At 47.2% G+C, this 17,383-nt stretch carries 25 protein-coding genes and 1 pseudogene; 13 read left to right on the forward strand and 13 right to left on the reverse strand.

The annotated features are described in order from the left end of the window. From AACT52_RS05540 to AACT52_RS05550, 3 genes and pseudogenes are all read right to left on the reverse strand, one after another. Positions 1-475: pseudogene (locus AACT52_RS05540) on the reverse strand (VapE domain-containing protein); the annotation flags it as partial. A gap of 297 nt (positions 476-772) precedes the next feature. Next, the gene (locus tag AACT52_RS05545; RefSeq protein ID WP_198941111.1) at positions 773-931 is read right to left on the reverse strand and encodes a hypothetical protein; all 159 of its coding nucleotides are present in this window, start codon (positions 929-931) and stop codon (positions 773-775) included. Continuing rightward, the gene (locus AACT52_RS05550; protein WP_073636281.1) at positions 867-1,061 is read right to left on the reverse strand and encodes a ribbon-helix-helix domain-containing protein; all 195 of its coding nucleotides are present in this window, start codon (positions 1,059-1,061) and stop codon (positions 867-869) included. Before AACT52_RS05550 ends, AACT52_RS05545 begins: the two co-directional genes overlap by 65 nt. Positions 1,062-1,298: 237 nt before the next feature. On the opposite strand from AACT52_RS05550, the gene AACT52_RS05555 reads away from it, so the two are divergent. The 11 genes from AACT52_RS05555 (at position 1,299) to AACT52_RS05605 (ending at position 7,509) form a co-directional block, all read left to right on the forward strand. Further along, on the forward strand, positions 1,299-2,306 hold the full coding sequence (locus AACT52_RS05555; RefSeq protein ID WP_073636282.1) for a ParM/StbA family protein: 1,008 nt from the start codon (positions 1,299-1,301) through the stop codon (positions 2,304-2,306). Beyond that, positions 2,303-2,527, forward strand: a complete 225-nt coding sequence (locus AACT52_RS05560; protein ID WP_073636283.1) for a hypothetical protein — start codon at positions 2,303-2,305, stop codon at positions 2,525-2,527. Before AACT52_RS05555 ends, AACT52_RS05560 begins: the two co-directional genes overlap by 4 nt. Before the next feature lie 43 nt (positions 2,528-2,570). Continuing rightward, the gene (locus tag AACT52_RS05565; RefSeq protein ID WP_073636284.1) at positions 2,571-3,050 is read left to right on the forward strand and encodes a hypothetical protein; all 480 of its coding nucleotides are present in this window, start codon (positions 2,571-2,573) and stop codon (positions 3,048-3,050) included. Further along, positions 3,043-3,276 carry a hypothetical protein gene (locus tag AACT52_RS05570; protein WP_073636285.1) on the forward strand — a complete coding sequence of 78 codons (234 nt, stop codon included), beginning with the start codon at positions 3,043-3,045 and terminating at the stop codon, positions 3,274-3,276. Before AACT52_RS05565 ends, AACT52_RS05570 begins: the two co-directional genes overlap by 8 nt. Then, a complete protein-coding gene (locus tag AACT52_RS05575; RefSeq protein WP_073636286.1) occupies positions 3,269-3,538 on the forward strand; it encodes a hypothetical protein in 270 nt (89 codons plus the stop codon). The genes AACT52_RS05570 and AACT52_RS05575 overlap by 8 nt, the downstream gene beginning before the upstream one ends. Positions 3,539-3,546: 8 nt before the next feature. Next, entirely contained in the window at positions 3,547-3,783 is a 237-nt protein-coding gene (locus AACT52_RS05580) for a hypothetical protein (RefSeq protein WP_073636287.1), read from the forward strand. 86 nt (positions 3,784-3,869) lie between these two features. Further along, positions 3,870-4,133 carry a hypothetical protein gene (locus AACT52_RS05585; RefSeq protein ID WP_073636288.1) on the forward strand — a complete coding sequence of 88 codons (264 nt, stop codon included), beginning with the start codon at positions 3,870-3,872 and terminating at the stop codon, positions 4,131-4,133. Between the two features lie 40 nt (positions 4,134-4,173). Beyond that, positions 4,174-4,674, forward strand: coding sequence for a hypothetical protein (locus tag AACT52_RS05590; protein ID WP_083630806.1), 501 nt, complete (start codon positions 4,174-4,176; stop codon positions 4,672-4,674). A 47-nt stretch (positions 4,675-4,721) separates the two neighbouring features. After that, positions 4,722-5,456 carry a hypothetical protein gene (locus AACT52_RS05595; RefSeq protein WP_073636289.1) on the forward strand — a complete coding sequence of 245 codons (735 nt, stop codon included), beginning with the start codon at positions 4,722-4,724 and terminating at the stop codon, positions 5,454-5,456. A 65-nt stretch (positions 5,457-5,521) separates the two neighbouring features. After that, a complete protein-coding gene (locus AACT52_RS05600) occupies positions 5,522-7,012 on the forward strand; it encodes a hypothetical protein (protein WP_073636290.1) in 1,491 nt (496 codons plus the stop codon). 308 nt (positions 7,013-7,320) lie between these two features. Beyond that, on the forward strand, positions 7,321-7,509 hold the full coding sequence (locus tag AACT52_RS05605; RefSeq protein WP_073636291.1) for a hypothetical protein: 189 nt from the start codon (positions 7,321-7,323) through the stop codon (positions 7,507-7,509). Between the two features lie 148 nt (positions 7,510-7,657). Here the strand turns inward: AACT52_RS05605 and AACT52_RS05610 are convergent, their stop codons facing one another. The 4 genes from AACT52_RS05610 to AACT52_RS05625 form a co-directional block, all read right to left on the reverse strand. Next, positions 7,658-8,062 (reverse strand): response regulator, encoded by a 405-nt coding sequence (locus tag AACT52_RS05610; protein ID WP_337251828.1) that lies wholly within the window; start codon positions 8,060-8,062, stop codon positions 7,658-7,660. Positions 8,063-8,437: 375 nt separating this feature from the next. Continuing rightward, a complete protein-coding gene (locus AACT52_RS05615; protein ID WP_073636300.1) occupies positions 8,438-9,481 on the reverse strand; it encodes a tyrosine-type recombinase/integrase in 1,044 nt (347 codons plus the stop codon). 95 nt (positions 9,482-9,576) lie between these two features. Then, positions 9,577-10,107, reverse strand: a complete 531-nt coding sequence (locus tag AACT52_RS05620; RefSeq protein ID WP_073636293.1) for a hypothetical protein — start codon at positions 10,105-10,107, stop codon at positions 9,577-9,579. Next, positions 10,097-11,029 (reverse strand): hypothetical protein, encoded by a 933-nt coding sequence (locus AACT52_RS05625; RefSeq protein WP_198941110.1) that lies wholly within the window; start codon positions 11,027-11,029, stop codon positions 10,097-10,099. Before AACT52_RS05625 ends, AACT52_RS05620 begins: the two co-directional genes overlap by 11 nt. A gap of 227 nt (positions 11,030-11,256) precedes the next feature. On the opposite strand from AACT52_RS05625, the gene AACT52_RS05630 reads away from it, so the two are divergent. Beyond that, the gene (locus tag AACT52_RS05630; protein ID WP_073636295.1) at positions 11,257-11,697 is read left to right on the forward strand and encodes a hypothetical protein; all 441 of its coding nucleotides are present in this window, start codon (positions 11,257-11,259) and stop codon (positions 11,695-11,697) included. A gap of 325 nt (positions 11,698-12,022) precedes the next feature. On the opposite strand, the gene AACT52_RS05635 is transcribed toward AACT52_RS05630, so the two are convergent. Next, positions 12,023-12,652, reverse strand: coding sequence for a TetR/AcrR family transcriptional regulator (locus AACT52_RS05635; protein ID WP_073636296.1), 630 nt, complete (start codon positions 12,650-12,652; stop codon positions 12,023-12,025). Positions 12,653-12,750: 98 nt separating this feature from the next. On the opposite strand from AACT52_RS05635, the gene AACT52_RS05640 reads away from it, so the two are divergent. Then, a complete protein-coding gene (locus AACT52_RS05640; RefSeq protein WP_073636297.1) occupies positions 12,751-13,155 on the forward strand; it encodes a DUF5367 family protein in 405 nt (134 codons plus the stop codon). A 68-nt stretch (positions 13,156-13,223) separates the two neighbouring features. Here the strand turns inward: AACT52_RS05640 and AACT52_RS05645 are convergent, their stop codons facing one another. From AACT52_RS05645 to AACT52_RS05665, 5 genes are all read right to left on the reverse strand, one after another. Continuing rightward, positions 13,224-13,346 carry a hypothetical protein gene (locus AACT52_RS05645; RefSeq protein WP_272937150.1) on the reverse strand — a complete coding sequence of 41 codons (123 nt, stop codon included), beginning with the start codon at positions 13,344-13,346 and terminating at the stop codon, positions 13,224-13,226. 836 nt (positions 13,347-14,182) lie between these two features. Next, complete coding sequence (locus AACT52_RS05650) at positions 14,183-14,419, reverse strand: hypothetical protein (RefSeq protein ID WP_143173000.1); 237 nt, start codon at positions 14,417-14,419, stop codon at positions 14,183-14,185. Positions 14,420-14,473: 54 nt separating this feature from the next. After that, positions 14,474-14,617 carry a hypothetical protein gene (locus AACT52_RS05655; protein ID WP_158055003.1) on the reverse strand — a complete coding sequence of 48 codons (144 nt, stop codon included), beginning with the start codon at positions 14,615-14,617 and terminating at the stop codon, positions 14,474-14,476. 85 nt (positions 14,618-14,702) lie between these two features. Then, positions 14,703-14,897 carry a hypothetical protein gene (locus AACT52_RS05660; RefSeq protein WP_073636298.1) on the reverse strand — a complete coding sequence of 65 codons (195 nt, stop codon included), beginning with the start codon at positions 14,895-14,897 and terminating at the stop codon, positions 14,703-14,705. Positions 14,898-14,899: 2 nt separating this feature from the next. Beyond that, positions 14,900-17,383 (reverse strand): DUF3987 domain-containing protein (locus AACT52_RS05665; RefSeq protein ID WP_143173001.1); only part of this gene is annotated, 2,484 nt, incomplete at its 5' end.

A 17,383-nucleotide genomic window follows, 5' to 3' on the forward strand; every position in this document is an offset into this window, starting at 1 on the left:
CGGCTAGCCCTAGCGCCCACAGCTGATCAGCGATGCCCTCACCTTCTACAAAAAAGATGGTCTTACCTTCTGCGATCGCCTGCTTCACTTCTGCATATCGATAAATGGGAATTCTGGGTTTAATTCCATCGGTCAGCCCAGTAACCCAGCCGTTATTCTCCCAACGAGATTGGTAAAACTTCTTAGTCCCCGTGCCGTCGTCAATCCTGGTTACTTTTACAAGGTTGCGACCGCTGCGATCCTTGTAAAAATACTCTTTCTTCGATTTTGGGCGGATCGGCTTAGTTTGTATAGGCGCGTAGTAGTAATTCCCTTCTTTGTCAGTTTTGCTGGTTTTGAACCATCCTGTTGCAGGATCTGCACCTCGCTTGCAACAGGTCACATTGGTAAGCCTATAGCAATGATCAGGCTTTTCGCAGTGGATACAAGGCTCGTTCTTAGTTACTTCTATTCTGTTTTTTGCTGTATTATTCATCGAGTTTTCCTCTCGTTTCTGATCGGAAACCCTTGCGCAGTGCAGCACATAACAGCTAGTATTAGGGTGCTACCGTGCAACCTCATCTGCATTGAATCCCTGAGAAAGTTTCAAAAGCAAGCGAGAAGGGTTTCGCGGTTGTTTTTATTGATGTTTAACTATGCCACTTTTGTCATTGAGGTCGATTTTCTCAGCAAGGTGGCATTTTGTTTAGAAACCACATTACTGTTCAAAAAGTGACCGTAAACAAGGAGGCAAGCACGATCTTAACTGGCACACGCCAATAAGATCAAGCGATTAACGATGGGCGCGTTCAGTATCGTTGCGGAAAATTTTCCGCATCAAATCCACCTGCAATGTCAGGTGGATTTGATGCGTGGCGATCGCCTGGTCAGTCGTTTTTACTTTTCTTGCTGCGCCCAGTGCGCTTGATTGCTTCCAGGACAATCGATTCAACTAAGTTACTTACTGTTCTATTTTCATCGCCTGCCCATTCCTCAAGAATTTCTTTGACATCTTCATCACATATAAACGCTACTCGCGGTCGTCTAGTAACCATGCTCACCTGTCGCAACCCTGGCTCCATGATATGACAGTGGATAATATTTTCCTATTTGTGTGTTCCAGGTGTTGACACTATGCTCACCTGTCGTCTATATTAGCAATATAAGGCACGAAACGCCAAGAGCGGTTAAAAAAACCAAAAGCGCCACTAGATAACAGACCCTTAGATACAGAAACTAGTAGAGCGCTAAGGTAGACGCCGCAAGCATTCAAGCCATTTTCAGAACCTAGAAAACGCACACTAAAAGGAGTGCTTCATATGACAAATTTGGTGATTCCCGCCATGCCTGCCACCACGCCGATAGGCTGGGACTGTGGCAACGGATGGGGTAAGCTGATCGCCTCTGATGGAGAGATTTTGATACCCAGTTACTTTAAGCAGGTGCTGGATTCTAAGGATTATGAGCCATTGGGTGAAGGCGCGGTTATTGAGTATTTAGAAGGCGATCGCGGCAACTTAAGCGGTACACGTTGGTTGATTGGCGAGACTGCTCAGATTGAATTTCCCCAAGCCCATCAACGGATCGTGGACGACTGGCGGCATAAAGTGACGTATGGATTGCAGATGTTGTTGGGTGCTGTAGCTCTAATGCCACACCAACAGAATCGATCCTTAAGTGTGGCTGCTAGCATTCATGATGCTCATGTTTTTGGAGCGGAACTCAAAAAAGCTTTATCTGGTAGCCATTTACTGAGGCTCAACCGTAGAACTTGCAGCATTCAGATCACCTCCAATATCTGCGAGGAAGGTATAGGAGCGCTAATGATAGCCAGAGCGCCCGGACAGCGAAAGGTAGGACTAATTGACCTAGGACACGGCAGCACGATCGCGACGGTATTCGAGGGCAACAAACAGATTCAGGGAGGGCGCAAGGTTTTTGATGTTGGAGTCCATCACCTTGTTGATGCGATCGCCAACAATCAAGAAATGCGTAGCTACTTGGGCAAGCCTGCAAGCGCTCACCTTATCCGCAATGGTCTGCAAAACAATTGCTTGTATGGTACTACCGGATGGAGTTTCGAGGATATCTACAACGCAGAGTTGAAACCCTGGGTGCAATCTTGCTTGGCTCCTGCGGTTAAATTCTTGCAGCCGTGGCTAGACGATCTGGACGCAGTTTATTGCATTGGTGGGGGCGCAAGTCTCGCCTATATTGCCCAGTTGTTAACCAAGCGCAGTATCACAGTTGTTCCCAATGCTCAAAAGGCGAACGCTGAAGGACTTTTGAAGCTGGCACAAGCAACTATCAGGAGAATTGAACAGTGAGAAATAGAGTTTGTATCCCAAAGGATTTATTACCTCATGTGATCGCAGAGGCTGAAAAGTTGCTTCTGACCGACGACCTGACCAAGTGTGTGGAGTGGATTCTACGAGACTATTTTAGGAACAAAGGAAACAACTTTGATCCCGCTAGCCCCACTCCACAGCAACCAACAAACAAGCAGGCATCAATCATTGATGATCTGGATGATGTTTTTGCTGCTTAGCGGTTGGAGAAAATTTTCCGCAACCACAATCTAGGCATATATTATGTTGACCGACGAACAAATTGACCAATTAATAACCGCTGAGCAATGGCTCGAACAAATCCAGGATTCTCCAGAATTTGAGGCTCTCGATTATCACCCAGACTTGAATATCGCTGATGCAAGACAGGCGATCGCAGAGCTACTAGACACCCAAAAGCCGAGCAACTTTAACCCAACAGAGGATAAGCCAGTGATGCACCTCTGCATCGTTCGCCCCTGGTGGCAACAGGCTCAAGAGTGTTTACTCTCAAAGCTTGCCGAGGCTGCGATCGCTAGCCTGTTCCTCTCCGGTTTCTTGGGATCTGCGGCTCTCTTTAGCTGGGGCATGGATGGAATCAACCGAAACCGTGATTTCTTTCACCGTGTTGACTGGGAAGCGACGGCAGAAACCTGTCAGGGTGCAGCTTTGTCCACTTTCGCTGTTTTCTTGGGAGTTTCGTTGACGGGCGGTGTAGTTGCTGGAGTACGCAAAGATGCTTGATCTTCAAGAATTGACCACAAGCGCTCAATACCTCATTGCCGGACGCCAAGGATTTTGGCACTACTCAGGCGAGAGTCGAGAAAAGCTGAGATTTTGGCGGTGGGCGATGGGTGAAACCAACCGGAGGATCAGCCTTGCTCTCACCAAAGAGCAGGCAGAGAAGAAAGTCTGGAAGCAGGTCGATAGGCTCGATTTATCAAACTTGGAGGCATTTCGCAATGAATGACCTACATCTGATCAGCTGCATTACCCTCCTTACCCAATCAAAGACCTATCAAATCGATGGGACACTCTACCGCTACCTGTACTCAGAGGGCAGCATCAAGCATACACAATACTTCTTTCGACCACTGCCAGCCCAGAGAAAAACAGCGGATCTCAAGCTGAACCGCGACAAGGTATTGAGGAAGGTTTACGAGGTTCCTGGGCTGTACCGTCAACATCACGCAACAGCCAGTGAGACAGCGATTCAACAAAGCTTGTTCTAGGAGGAATTATGACCAACGAAGAGTTTGTCCGCAAACTCCAGAACGTGTTGATCGAGATGAGCGAGATCTGGAACGCTCCACAGTGGGATGAGGTCAGTGAGCAATTACTGGCTGAAAACTACGGGTACGTGACCTTGGATATAGCTCAGATTAGCTTTGCACGGGCTGAATCCATGCTCAATCCCGACGAGGCAATGGAAACGATAGTACAGCGTGTAGAGCGTTGGAAGAATCAAAAAGTTTAAAGCGATCGCCTGCCTGAGAAACAAGAGCGATCGCCCTGGGTGCATCTCCGCCAATGAAGAATACACAACATTAAGGATCATACATCATGGCTACAAAACCTTTGGGATATTGGGGATGTGACTATAACCTACCCCTCATCAAAGACATTGCAGAAACTTTTGGAGAATTCTTTGAGAACATGAGCCAAGCTGACACCCTCTGGCTCATTGCTCGGATCGCTCATGAAGCGTGGCAAGAGGAGCCATCAGACCAACCGCCAAGCGAGGAAGCGGAGGAAGTACGCTCACGTCTGCATGAACTCAGCTTGGCTCAAAAAATGGCACTGATTCAAGCCCTCGCCAATTCGTAAACCTTTATCGACTGGGGCGCGTCCCCAGTCCTAACTAAATATGCAATACAACTCAAAGCGCGTCTGGCGCAAACATAAATTAGAAATCAGCTTTGGTGCAGTTGCACTCATCGCCGCATTGTTCAGTCATAGCGACATCCAACGCAGTATGCAAGGACTTTCTGAGGACAGGGCAAGAATCGCCAGCAATGCCAGTGAACAGCGACGGCTTGAGGAAAATGCAGAACTGGTCAAGGCTAAGGCAGCGATCGCAGAGCAACGTTACAGAGACGGTTGCACAATCGTGGTTGCGGTCAACTCTCCCAACAGTTTAGCAACCCTTGTTGAAGGTGAGCCAGTCTTTGACCGTACCTCAAAGAAACCTTTACCCGCTGGCACTGTGGTCTGTGATGTAAACGGATCGACGGCTGTACTAGCCAGCAATCTCAACGGTGTACCCGTAGTAACGGATCTTGCCTTTACCGGAAATCGAGATCTCGCCTTGGCTCTAATTCGCAAGATCAAAGGCGCACGGGTATATTACTACACGCCTGCGAAGTAAGTAGCAGGGTGCATCTACTACAAAAACAACTATTGGAGAATTCTATCATGGCACTTGGTAATAAAGGAACCGCTAGCGGTTCAAGTTCTGGAGGATCACACACTTCTAAGTCATCAAATACGGTTCCAAAAACTTGGTTTCGGATTTTATGGTTCTTGATACTGCTGTCAATGGTCACAATAGCCGTTGTCAACGTAAAACCCTACGTGGATGCAGCCCAACAGTTGGGAGTCACGATTGTAGATGCCACGTTTATCAAGTTCATTTCGGTGATTCCTGTGGTCAATGCTCTAGCATCCACACTGGGTGTAGGTGTTGTCTGGGTGATTGGGACAGCACTATGGGGGATGTTTCAACTAGTGGAGGTCATGCCAGTCATCCTCTACAATCACCCAAGCTTTCTGCACGAGGTCATTCAAGAGGCTGAACAATCCACCAAGTACGCCATTAAGGACAATGACGATCCAACAGTTGCCAACCTCAAGAAGGTTTACAACAAGCTTCCTGTGGCTTTCTTGGAGAATCTTTCAAAGATCCGGTTGGCTGCTTATGTCGTTGACTTCTGTATCTGCTTCTGGCGTTATTCCCCGGTCGCATCGGGCAAGATCACAGACTTTTTCTACTACGTGATGACCGGACAGTTTAACAAGATCAACACTAATAATCTAATGCTGGCGTTGATCACACTGTTTGGTTTTGAGATTGGTTTGAACCTGCTGCTGTGGGTAGGCAAGCTTGCGTGGACTTATCGCAAAGCACAAAAGAATCAAACCCAATACTAATGAAAACGCCCTCCAGTCGTCTAACTGGAGGGCATAAACATAAATTTATTTGAGAGATTCCTAACATGACACGATTTAACCCTGACAAACGACACAGAGATGCAATTGATTGGTCAGCGCTCGCCTGGAGGACGGCAGATGAGGACAAGGCGGCAGAGACTTTTGTGATCGGCTTGGTGGCAGGCACAGCGATCGCAAGCGTTACTACTCCCTTACTAGGTGGCGTAATCGGTGCGTATTTCGTTGTTAAAGGTATCCAGAGAGCCACGGCAGCCGATAAAAACAAGAAGTACATCAGATCTACTGGGTGTGTGGCTCATGTTCTTGATGGCGGCAATTTTAGAGCATATCGAAGCCAAGTAGGAGATGAAGCAGTGCTTAAAGAGTTGGAGTTTGCTGATCAGGAAGGGCTGACCTTTTCAGATGACGCTCTTGATTTTTGGGAAGATTACCAAGAACAAGCGCCTGTACCTGCTATTGCGTCGGCAGTAGGGAACCAGGAGACACGCTTACAAGCGCCTACAACAGTCCTTCAACCTAAAACGCAGATTGACTACTACGACCCCACTGCAAGCGCGACTATTGACATTGTGAGCGAGATGGTGGAACGAATCACCAATACTATCGTTATCGGCATCCCTGGCAGTGGCAAGGGCATTCTGATCAGCAATGCAATAAGAGTTGGCAAGACCAAGCACCCCAAAATCAAGATTTTTGTGATTGACCCCAAAGCAGATCTCAAGGAGGCGGGTTACTGGGAAGGCTGCGACGTAATCAAAAGCTACGCCTGTATGGACGCTAAACCCTCGTCGGTTGCTGCTTGGGCTGAGGCTGCATTTGATGAGTATGCCATCTACGCCCAAAAGCACGAGCGAACGCTGTTGATCGTGGATGAGGGGACAATGCTAGGCAACAAGCTACAGCAAGCTAAATCGACTTTGTTGGTAGATAAACTGACCTCTTACACCAGTGGCGGCGATTCGGCAGGGCGCAACGTCTGGTTTATGATGCAAAGCCCATACGTATCTGGTGCATCGCTCAACCTCAGCACCACTAGCCAAATGACCAGCATCGTGATCGCGTTTTCAGAAAACATTGGAGCGATCGCGCAGTGGAAATCAGCCAAGATCTTCAAGCAATTGTCTTTGGATGAGGTGTCAGAGCTAGTCGAGAATTCCAGTACAGGACGTGCTATTTACTACGGCAAGACTGGACGATGGTACATGATGCCAAAGCTCACGAACTATTCAGGGTATGACCGTGATCAGCGTGAGTATCTGCCTGATTTCAACCCACAAACTGACATCAGCGAGACAGATACAGAGGAACAGAAGCCCCTATCAAAACACGCTCGGTTAGTGCTTGAATGGCTCACAGAAAAGCGCAAAGAAACGTGGGTTAAGTTTAGAGGAAAGGAGGGGCGAGACATGACCTTTGTTAAACTTTTGAGTGGCTCAGAGGTTGACGCAGAAGAACGCGATCAAATCATTCAAGAGCTAGTTAATGCAGAAAAAGTTGAATTGTCACCAGAAGGCGATCGCCTGAGAGTAATTTAATTTTGATCCAAGGTGTGAAGGTGTTCCAGGGTGTGAAAAAACAGTCCAAAACAGGGTGTGGTCGGGTGTGGCACACCAAAAATTCACACCTTCACACCACTTCACACCCTAGTGTTCATAAGGGGTACACCCTCCCACACCAGTGTTCCAAGGTGTTCCAAGGTGTGAAGGAGGTTCCCCCTTGGTGTGAAGCTGATTTGATATTAATTCACACCCTCTACCACACCCTAGTTACTGTTAAGAAAAAAGCAGTTATTAGCTGAGTAGTCAACCTACAAACACTCATCAAACTATTAGAGTAAAAACCAATGTTTCAAAGAAAAATTGATATCGTGGCTCGGCTTGTTGTTCAGGCGATCGCCTGTCCATTTGAGCTAATAAGGATTGCTCTAGAAAGATACATGGATCTAATGGAAAGAAATCCAAAAGTTCTTTATTTTCACTTCTTCTTCTTAATTGGGCTGATCATCATCACTTTTGTTCACTTCCACTTGTAATCTGACCCCAAAACACCGCTAAAACCCGCCTCCAGCCTAGCCTGGGGGCTTTTCGTTGACACTCCCGCGACACAAGAGCGACGTTGCGGTAACGTTCACTGTTTGGATACCGACCAAAAGGCGATCGCTCTCCCGCCGGAGCAATTATCTAGCGGAAGGTGCGGAGGAACAATGTAGCATCGCTTGCATTCGCCTTGTCCGACCATCCTAATAATTCAGCTATTTGCCCCGGCAGTTTCAAAGGGTCAAAAGGCTTGGAAATCACCCCGGCGACACCTAGTTGTGCATATCGATCTAAGTCTAGTTGCGACACTTTGACAGTGAGCAAAATAACTGGGATGCCTTGGGTTAATGGGCTGCCTTGCAATGCAGCAAACACCTCTACTCCATCCATGCTCGGCATCTCCACATCTAGCAGAATCGCATGGGGGGATTCGCTGGAAGCTACCAGCAGTCCTTCACTGCCAGATTGAGATGTTAATACTTCCCAATGTGTCAAATGTTCCAGGCAAGCTCTAACAACGATACAGATGTTTTTTTCGTCATCGATCATTAAAACACGCTTTGCTGACATAGCACCTGTCCCGGACAGAACGAGGGAATGAACGCGGTAGATGCGGTAGTTGCGCTCAGAAAAACTGATCTAGCTACTAGCATCTTTTTACCACGCTAAGATTCATTCTCAAATCCCCTTATACGGATTTCATCCGCTCAATATCCTGTTACCATCAAGTTCAATACAGTGTTGAAAGACCTATCTCGACATTCGATGTCGAGATTTTTATGCTAGTGCCGTCATTTTTTCATGTCAACGTATCGGTTAGGGAAAATTTTCCCCAACCAAAAAGACCCAGCGGAAAATGGCAGGGTCTTTTTTAGTGAGGTTCGCCACGCGCAGGCGATGGAATTACAAACTACAATCGTATCATCAAACCAGATCCGAGAGCAGGTCAGTCATTTTCTTTTGTAGCTGCTGTTTGTTGTCGTCATACTTGATCAACGTCCGTGGATCAGCGTGGCGGCTAAATCGCTGAGCCTCTCGAAAATTCCCCTTATTCTTGTCCAAGACTGTTGTAATCGCACTGTGGCGGACGCGATGTGGTGACATCTTTTTGGTGATGCCAGCCTCACGCGCCAAACTGTCAACCAGATGCCTGATAGTTTGCCCATTAATGCGCTCTGGGTCAAAGCGTGGATCTTCCTTGCGTTCTGGGTTCAGCTTAGCTTTGTTGTAGCCCAGCCCAGTAAATAACGCTAACCCGCGCAAATTAACCCGTTTACTGGCAATCAGCCAATCACAGATCGCCTGCGTAGTTTTCAAAGACAAATCAATGACGATCGCCTGCGTTCCCTTGCCTTTGCCCAGTATTTTAGCCGTCTGGCGGGATGCGTCGAAGTCCTCAACGTTGAGTTGAACCACTTCGTTAAGACGCAAGCCATTGTCCCAGAGCAGCCGCAAAATGGCGTAGTCTCGCTTTCCTTTGAGTGTGTCGAGATCACAAAGCTTGAGGATCTTGGCGTATTCCTCGGCGCTCACTCCTGACGTATCGCGGTAGGTTTCCACCCTCTCGCCCTTGATATCATCCAAGGAATAGTCGCACACGCCCACCTTTCGCCCCATTACCACCATAGACTTGATAGCAGCAAGCCTGCGGTTAACCGTTGCCTCTGCCAGTCCTTTCTTGATGAGGTGAGCTTTGTAATTGAGGGTAGCTGCTACTGCTTGCTTTTGCTCCAGGTGCAAGAATGCCAGCACCAAATCTCTATCCGGCTCACGCTTGGCGATGAACTTAAAGAAGTCCTTTAAATCCATCTCGTAAGCTCTCCTGGTGTTGGGCGATCGCGTGTCGGCTAGTAATTGGCTAATCACATCTGGGGTAACGTCAATACAATCTGCAAATTCAGATCCAATTTTCGCATCAAGAGCGCTCTGTAAACTAGTAACGATAGAAGTATCTATAGTATCTGTCATAATTGTAGGTAATTGCAAAAAGTGCATTATCAAACTATCTTTGAGGGAATTAAACCCCATCAAGAAACGATGGGGTAAGAGTGCAAATGTACTGGTTAAACGGTCGCTGTAAAATCCGCGTACTTATCGAACTCATTCCTGGGAGCGTACGCCACGCCAATCGCCTTGAATTTTTCCTTGGTCGCTTGGCTGAGTCTGGGTAGTAGCTGGCGGAAAGTTTCAAAGCGATCGCCGCTGATTGCAAACGTGTGCTTGATTCTCGCTTCTAAGCACCATTCAGGCGTCAACATCAATGACGCTGCAATCTCGTTCCATGAGTCGCCCACTTCCTCGTCGGTCAGAGCCTCATCCATCGCTATTTGATGCGGGTCTGTCAGAAATTCTAGATTCTCAGGGCTGTACTCGTAGCCGCTCAAGCGATGTTCCGCCATTCTTAATGTCTCTAGAATTACGCTGTTGACGCTGCTGCTGGTTTCCGTCATTTCCGCTCGTTGCCGCGATCTGCGCTCTGCTGTAATTTGTGCTGGTGTGATCATGGTTGCGTTTTTCTCTGTGTCTATTTGGTCGTTGGGGAAAATTTTCTCCGACGAGGGGCAACGATCGCCCCTCAACGATTTATCGGGCAAGCAATAAGAGTGCTTTTCGTGCAAAGTCTTGCTCTATTGCGATCGCAGCCTTACACACCTCCACATAGCGATCGTGCGTATCCTGGGGCATCAGAATTTCCATGATCATCCCCATCTGAGCATCCATCTGGAAGATCTCAGAGAATTCCTCATAATCGGGAATCTCACGCCATGCCTTCTCAAGCTCCTCGAAGAGTCCAGCGCGGTCGATGTAATCTTGCATCAGCGCCTCATCCATAGCGCCTTCTGAGCGCTTTTCTAGGCTCTCTAGCATCGCTTTTGCGCCCTGGCGCATGACCTCAGCTACAAAGGGCAGTTGCATTTGCAGTGGTGGCAGGTCGCACACTTGGAAGTTGCAAGGATCGCAGGATAACGAGCAAGACATCCACCAATCGCCCAGCGGCGCGTCTGTGATGCCTTCAAAATCAGCCAAGCAGGTGACGTGTGGCTCTCCATTCTCAAAATCGGGCAGGTTTTCAAGTGCTGCCACCTCTGCTTCAATCATTTTGTTGAAGGCGCTGTCAATGGCTGCGATCGCAGCTGATCGAATTTCCTCCTTGGTGGGCGCTTCCACTGTCAGGTCAATCTCACAGTCAAGGTCACGAATTCGCGCACTGTAGCCGCCCTCGGTTGCAGCAATGTAAATGCCACAGCCACGATAAGCCTCAGTTGCTGTTTCGATGTCGGTTGCGGTTGCTTCTGGGGTTGCGGTTGTTTCTTCCTCAACCATCTTTAGCGCGATGCTTGCAATCCTTGCTGCCCATGCCTGGTAGTCTTGCAGGTATTGTTGGAGCGCGATCACATCAGCTTTGCGTAGGTCGATCCACTCTCCCCAAACCTCACGCGCTTTCTTCACGTAAAGCTTGAGTTGGGCTTTGCTCATTCCGCCGAGGTCTAATCCTGATACTTCTGCGTGTGTCATGGTTGTATAATCCTTGTAGTTGACTTTGGTTAACTGTGGGGTGAGTGCGCTTTGGTCGGTTCGCTCGCCCCTCATCTATAACTACTATACAACCGTCAATATACAACTGCCAACGGTTTAACAATCAGCATTCCTTTGGTATCTGTGGTATCGCATTTATACAACTTATGTAACCGTTGCAGAGAACAGAGTATCATAGTTAGTTGTATGAGTTATATAAAAGAGCTATGCCATCACTAGTTAAGGACGGGAAAGTTGCAGATACGGGCGTTGTGATTGGCTCTCTTGCGTGGCGAGAGTTCCTTGAGGGCAATTCCTCATTTCGCTATGAAACCGCTGATCATGGCGGTTATACAGCCACAAAGCAGAATGATTACTGGTACGCCTCAAGGAAGTCTCAGGGCAAGTTATATAGGAAGTACATTGGCACAACTGGCGAGTTAAATATTAACCAGTTAGATACAGCCGCGATCGCACTGGTTGAAATGATTGGGCAGTCGCCAGTTAAAGAAAAACCTGCCAGTCTGCCTGCGGAGGGCAACAATGAGGAGTTACAGAAAAAGGTAGAATATTTAACCCAAGAAGTAGAGCGGTTAAAGAGTGGACTGCAAGAGATAGAACAATTGAAGGCTGAGCTAGCCGAACTGAGGGGAAAGTTAGCAGCCTGAGCGAGAAGAGAGACTACGAAGCCGCCAAGCAACAAGTTTTGAAGCGTTGGCGGCTTGCTAAACGAGCGGAATCCAAGGATCGTATCGCTCAGGCACTAGATGAATTTATAGATTTGATACACGATTGACTCACACACCCGCGACCCTATAATCAGGGTCGTTTTGCTTTTATGACAAAGTACCGTTGGAGAAAATTTTCCCCAACGGCTGAGAGGTTTTTGAGCAACTTGATGTGAAAAGTCGAAGCCTAGGTGATCGCTCTGACTAACGCGGCTGAAGCGGTCGGTTAGGGTGATACTTTCAGCCCACTTGTAGAGTGTCAACATCAATCTGGAAAATACTGTTGCAAGTAAGCGATTAGTAACTTCTTGGTTTCAGCTAAAACTCGGTTCTGAAAGGTGCGATCGCGTGATAAGGCAAGAATATCGAGCGTACAGGCAACTTCAACACTGATTGTTGCAATTAGCTCTCTGTGGCTTTGCTCAAGAGTTGGATTACGTACCGCAAAATAAATGGTTATCTGTTGTGCAAGTTCCTGATTAAATGCAACATTCATTGCAACTGTTGTAGAGATCAGACGAGATTGAACGAACACGGTACGGAAGCCAGGATTTGCACTCACAAACTGATCAAATCCATCTACCAGTTTATTGATGTAGGTGTCGAGCGATACCTGAATTGCTTCGTCAGTATGAAGAGCCGCAGCCAATTCTCTCAGTTGATTGAGATAGCGATCGAGCAGTGCATGAAAAACGGCTAGTTTGTCTGGGAAGAAGCGATACAAGCCGCCAACAGAGGTATTTGCTCGTGCAGCAATTTCATCGGTTGTTACGGAATCGTAGCCAATTTCAACAAACAACTCAGCCGCTGCATCCAAAATTTGGTTAAACCGCTTACGACTCCGTGCTTGCTGTGGCAAGCGCCATATTATTTCTGACTGATCGTGAGGCATCATTTAAATCTTCGCTTGACAAAAGCGAGATTTTTCTCGCATATTAAAAACGTGAGGATAATCTCGCTTTTAAGTATATAGGATCTTTGATGGAGGAATCTATGAAACCTACACCTGGGCTGCTCAATCTGGCGTTGTTTGTGATTCTCGGCATCGCGTTTTGGTTTGAAGCCTTGTTATTTATTCGGTTCGGTGGGGAGATGTTGTTTGTCAGCGATAATCCTTGGCTCCTGTTTCTATTTGTGTCATCTATCCCTGTAGCATGGGTTTTAGTCAGAGTTATTGCAGTGGTCGGCAAAGTTAGTGGTGAAGATCTGTTGAGTGCTGTGGTATTGGCGGCTTTGACGGCTATGTTATTGGACGGTATTGCATTGACTTGGCTTCAGGGTTGGTATGGTCTTGGGCAAACAAATTTGTTACTGGCAGCTGCTTGGTTGCTATGGGGTGTTGGCGTAAGTTTGACCGTTGGATATTGGGAATCCCATCGCTATATCGCTAAAACCTAGATAGAGCAAGCGTTTTCAGCCCATCTTGCCGAAAATTACACGTATCTCGGTTTAATACCAACATCACATCATCCCTGAAGAGTTACCAGGGTGGCGGCTTGGGCGCTTGTCGGAATCAGATCAAAAACGATTACCCGATTTTGGAGCGCACTGCTGCCACCTTTGGCGAGTACCTCAGAGATAAAAAGCATCGTTGAGGAAAATTTTCCCCAATGGGGGCGAACAGGGATGAGTAATTTTGCTGAGTTATGCGATCGCTGTCCGTTTCATTGGTCGGACTTACGATACCGAAAAGTAGCGTAATCCCAGGCTATTAGCAAGTACTACAATGTATGATTTGTAAATGTTCAGTATGATACATTCGGCGGTCGCTCAGGGTGTATCATTTCGTGTTTTGGCAGTGTGTCATTTTTGGCTTATGTTGGGTTTTGTTAGGGGTTTCGGCGCTCAATAGGTCAGGAAATGTGTTTATTATCCCGACATATTAGTAATGAGAAGTGTGATTCAAGCAACCTATTATCGACAGGCTAACACCATAATTTTTGGTGGTTGTCAACTTGCTGTAAATGGATTATTTATCAGTAACAAATCTATATACTTTTCTCAGAATTTAATATTTCCTTACTGGTCATCTAATGTGAAAAGGGAGGATTGATTGTAGATGGGCTGGGTAGTCAAGTACCAAAACTGTCTATCTTCTAAAATAAGAACGGATGGTATCTTTGTTAAAAAAGATACAGCCGAACTCTGGGAAATTTGTGTGTCACTATGTCCTACAACTGTTCAATCTTGGATTGAGGAAGTTTCGGTAGAAAAACAGAGTGATTGATTGCAAGTCCAACGAAGACAGACGACTATGCGATCGCAACTTAGATTCTAGGGCTATCTGTTGTTGGAGAAAATTTTCTCCAACGAAGACAGACGACTACGCGAGCGCAACTTATACCAATTTTATTGGTATAAGGTAGTAAAAGTATTATTTTGCACTTACCATTTTTGTTGGATGTTAGGTTTTATCAGTATTTTTCTAGGCACTATCACTTAATTGGCGTTCACGTTCGCTGGTTTCGGATACAGAAAGAATGCGCTGCCAGGTTGCCAGATACTGCACAAGCATTTCCTCAGTGATCCTCGTCCGGTGGCTCAAGAATTGCCTGGAAGCGGCTTTGCGAAGAAAATCCAGGCTCTCTGTTAGTCGCTGGCTGAGGATCAATTCTCGAAGATGCGATCGCTCCTGTAGGGTGAGGTGTAGTTGTGTTTTCATTTTTTTGAGTTGAGGGGTAGAGTATCCAGAGGTTATGAGCCTCTGGATTGACGATTAAAGCTTGCGTAGAATCCAATTCACGCGACCGCCTGAAATTGTCACCCTGCGCTTTTGGTTGGTCTTTCTGTCGGTGTACTCAACATCTGCTTTTACAAACCAGCCATTTTCTGCTTGTACCTCAAGTAGAGTAGCGTTCACTTCCCACTTATTCTCGGCGTGGCGATCCGTTGGGTAGCACCTGATGCGATCGCTCCTCGTGCGTGGGTCAAATTAAGCTGAGTTTTCATCTCCAGCACCATCCTGCGCCGTGTAAGTTGTTCCAGACAGAGGCAGCAGCACGGCTACAAGCACCTTTGTGGTAGTACTTCCTGCCTTCCTTTGCCATTATGCAGAAAAGCCCATCGTCCCAGCCAGCGACTAAACCATAAGTTACGTAACTGCCGTTAATTGATTGTTTGCAATAATTGCACAGCATCATGTTTATTCCTCCTGCGCTACTGGGCGTAAATGCATATTCTCGTTACCTGGGATAGGACACTCAAAGCGGCGAGACTTGCCCGTTTCACCGTCCACAAGCACTGCTGCTATAGTCGCTCCGTCTTTCTTGGTGATCCGGTCAATCTTGCCCGTCTTACCGTGGCGGTTACTACCCGGACAGTGGATGGTCACGCGATCGCCTATCATCATCTGTCGCCAAGTGTCGCCGAGTTTTTCGGAAGTGTCGCCGACCTCTAACGCTTGCTCCGTCTGGTTTTGAGTGCAAGTGTCGCTGCTGTCGCTGTCGCTAACATTAAAATCGTCTTTTAATAGGTTTTCTTCTGGCGACAGATCCGGCGACATTTGATTAGATTGGTCACTGTCAAGTGAAAAATTTGAATTTTGGCGACACTTGGAGGTAAAATCGTCTGAAACGCTTACTACGTCTAGATTAAAGTCGGCGACACTTGCAGCGACAGATGGCGACACTTCATAATCATTAATTAACTGAAGTGTATTATTAGTAAGGTTTTCACTTTTTTCTTTCTTAGCGACACTTACAGCGACAGATGAGATAAGACCAGCGACACTTGAGTAAATCACTGCTTTACCCTTAGATTCTTGGGTGATATATCCAGAGTCGATCAAAACTTGTAGATCACTCAACAATTCTTCTTTTGACAACTTCTTATACTGCGTGAGTGTTCTCGCTATGTGACGGGCTGTAATATCGGTTTTACCCTCGAACCAAGACTTTAATTGCAGAACGCGCCCGGATAGCTCCTGCTGTGGGCTATTTAGGGCGTAAACCACGCGCAACTGGGCTAGGAAGTAATCGCACAGTTGGGCTGCTGCAACTACCGTCTTAACGTCCACAAGTGGTGCTGGTGTAATAACGTTGCCAGCAAGCGCCTCATTGATGCAGTGGAGAATTAAAGTAAATCGAGCGAAATAACTCCTAAACTTCGGCAGCGCGATCTGAATACCTGGTATTTCCTCTGAAGAATTGAGATCAACCAGCGAATTGTGATAATTTTGGTAAAAAACCTTTGATTCCTTGCTCAAGTGGTAAATTTGCTCTGGCATTGACTCAAGAGCAATGTAGAGGGGTTTTAACTGCTTTGACAGTAGATCCGGTTTATCTTGCTCCTCTAGCTGAAGGTAGGGGCGCGGAGAAGTGGCGACACAAAACAACCAGCGGCTGAACTCTCCAGCAGCATCCTCGTGATCGCTCATAAGTTCCTTAAGTTTTGCGATCTGAGTTGTGCCAGTCCTAGAAATGGCGGTTTTTGCGAGGTGTAACCGCTTTGAGGCGTCGCCCACATCCTTAATCAACTGACCGCCGTTAAACTCAGTCAATTCGTTTTCTGCGTCGTCTCCTTTGCCTTGTCTGTACTTGTTTCTACCAGTAAGATGTGCTGACCACTCATCACGATAGACCAGTAATCCTCTAGGGTTTTCCGAATGAATCGCGATCCGGCTTTCAATCGAACCGTTTTGTAAGATATATCTTTTACAGATTGGTTCGCGTGGCTTCTCGCTCTTCTTGCCGCCTTGCTCCCACTCATTAAGCTCTTGCTCGTATCGCTCCAAATCTTCCGCGTATCGCTCTCTAGCTTCTGTTTCTAGCTCCTCTAGTGGTCTAATAACTGCTTCTTGGGCTGGTGACTTCATGTCACCGGATTTACCTACTACACAGGTGCGGATGACGGAGGGCTGCTTAAAACCTCCAGATGTCTTGATCATGATCGTTCCAGCCGTGCCGATGCGTGATGCTACCACGGGCAAGAATGAGGTAAAAAGAAATTCTGGGGCGGTTGGCATCTCATTTGCTCTGTTTTCCATCGCCTCAGCTAATTTCCCACCGTCACCCCAAAGGAAGTCTGACAGGTTCAACCGTGCGGCTTGCGCTTCTAGCAGTGTCGGTAGCTTGGCGGCTAGCTCTGCTCGATCCTGCGCTGAGTCTGTTTCCTCTTGGCGATCGCGGTACAGTTTCTCTACTTCTGTTACTGGTCGATCAAAAAACTTAGCTAAGTCATTTAATTGGTTTCTAGTCTCTGACCGTGAAAGACCTTTATCAATAAGAGTGTCTAACTCCTGGATCAAGGTTTTGCTCGTTTCGATTTTGCTGGCGACAGGTGCGGCGACACTTGGCGACGCCTCGATCCGGGCAAGAATATCAGCGACGGTCGCACCTTCCGCGATCCAGTCCCCAACATCCGCGCCGCCGCTCTTGGGTAAATGTTCCCAAATGAAATCACTAGGAGGAGCAAGCAACCACTTAGCCGCCGGAAAATCAGTGGCTACATCTTGCATATACTTGAGTCCTACCTCATCTCTATCTGGACAAAGCACTAAATCAGCGCCCTCAAGATCCGCCTTATAGCTGCCATATGAGCGATACTTACCCGATCCGCCGATGGTGGTTGTAGCGGCTAGCCCTAGCGCCCACAGCTGATCAGCGATGCCCTCACCTTCTACAAAAAA

The sequence above is a fragment of the Scytonema sp. HK-05 genome, from assembly GCF_963872035.1.
Classification (GTDB): Bacteria; Cyanobacteriota; Cyanobacteriia; order Cyanobacteriales; family Nostocaceae; genus Kalymmatonema.

Bases quoted from the DNA above. Each gene is read 5' to 3' on its own strand.
- AACT52_RS05635 (WP_073636296.1), bottom strand. From the start codon at position 12,652: ATGATGCCTCACGATCAGTCAGAAATAATATGGCGCTTGCCACAGCAA.
- AACT52_RS05550 (WP_073636281.1), bottom strand. From the start codon at position 1,061: ATGGAGCCAGGGTTGCGACAGGTGAGCATGGTTACTAGACGACCGCGA.
- AACT52_RS05605 (WP_073636291.1), top strand. From the start codon at position 7,321: ATGTTTCAAAGAAAAATTGATATCGTGGCTCGGCTTGTTGTTCAGGCG.
- AACT52_RS05565 (WP_073636284.1), top strand. From the start codon at position 2,571: ATGTTGACCGACGAACAAATTGACCAATTAATAACCGCTGAGCAATGG.
- AACT52_RS05630 (WP_073636295.1), top strand. From the start codon at position 11,257: ATGCCATCACTAGTTAAGGACGGGAAAGTTGCAGATACGGGCGTTGTG.
- AACT52_RS05590 (WP_083630806.1), top strand. From the start codon at position 4,174: ATGCAATACAACTCAAAGCGCGTCTGGCGCAAACATAAATTAGAAATC.
- AACT52_RS05625 (WP_198941110.1), bottom strand. From the start codon at position 11,029: ATGACACACGCAGAAGTATCAGGATTAGACCTCGGCGGAATGAGCAAA.
- AACT52_RS05555 (WP_073636282.1), top strand. From the start codon at position 1,299: ATGACAAATTTGGTGATTCCCGCCATGCCTGCCACCACGCCGATAGGC.
- AACT52_RS05640 (WP_073636297.1), top strand. From the start codon at position 12,751: ATGAAACCTACACCTGGGCTGCTCAATCTGGCGTTGTTTGTGATTCTC.
- AACT52_RS05610 (WP_337251828.1), bottom strand. From the start codon at position 8,062: ATGATCGATGACGAAAAAAACATCTGTATCGTTGTTAGAGCTTGCCTG.
- AACT52_RS05585 (WP_073636288.1), top strand. From the start codon at position 3,870: ATGGCTACAAAACCTTTGGGATATTGGGGATGTGACTATAACCTACCC.
- AACT52_RS05570 (WP_073636285.1), top strand. From the start codon at position 3,043: ATGCTTGATCTTCAAGAATTGACCACAAGCGCTCAATACCTCATTGCC.
- AACT52_RS05645 (WP_272937150.1), bottom strand. From the start codon at position 13,346: ATGCTTTTTATCTCTGAGGTACTCGCCAAAGGTGGCAGCAGTGCGCTC.
- AACT52_RS05650 (WP_143173000.1), bottom strand. From the start codon at position 14,419: ATGAAAACACAACTACACCTCACCCTACAGGAGCGATCGCATCTTCGA.
- AACT52_RS05615 (WP_073636300.1), bottom strand. From the start codon at position 9,481: ATGACAGATACTATAGATACTTCTATCGTTACTAGTTTACAGAGCGCT.
- AACT52_RS05595 (WP_073636289.1), top strand. From the start codon at position 4,722: ATGGCACTTGGTAATAAAGGAACCGCTAGCGGTTCAAGTTCTGGAGGA.
- AACT52_RS05600 (WP_073636290.1), top strand. From the start codon at position 5,522: ATGACACGATTTAACCCTGACAAACGACACAGAGATGCAATTGATTGG.
- AACT52_RS05575 (WP_073636286.1), top strand. From the start codon at position 3,269: ATGAATGACCTACATCTGATCAGCTGCATTACCCTCCTTACCCAATCA.
- AACT52_RS05580 (WP_073636287.1), top strand. From the start codon at position 3,547: ATGACCAACGAAGAGTTTGTCCGCAAACTCCAGAACGTGTTGATCGAG.
- AACT52_RS05660 (WP_073636298.1), bottom strand. From the start codon at position 14,897: ATGATGCTGTGCAATTATTGCAAACAATCAATTAACGGCAGTTACGTA.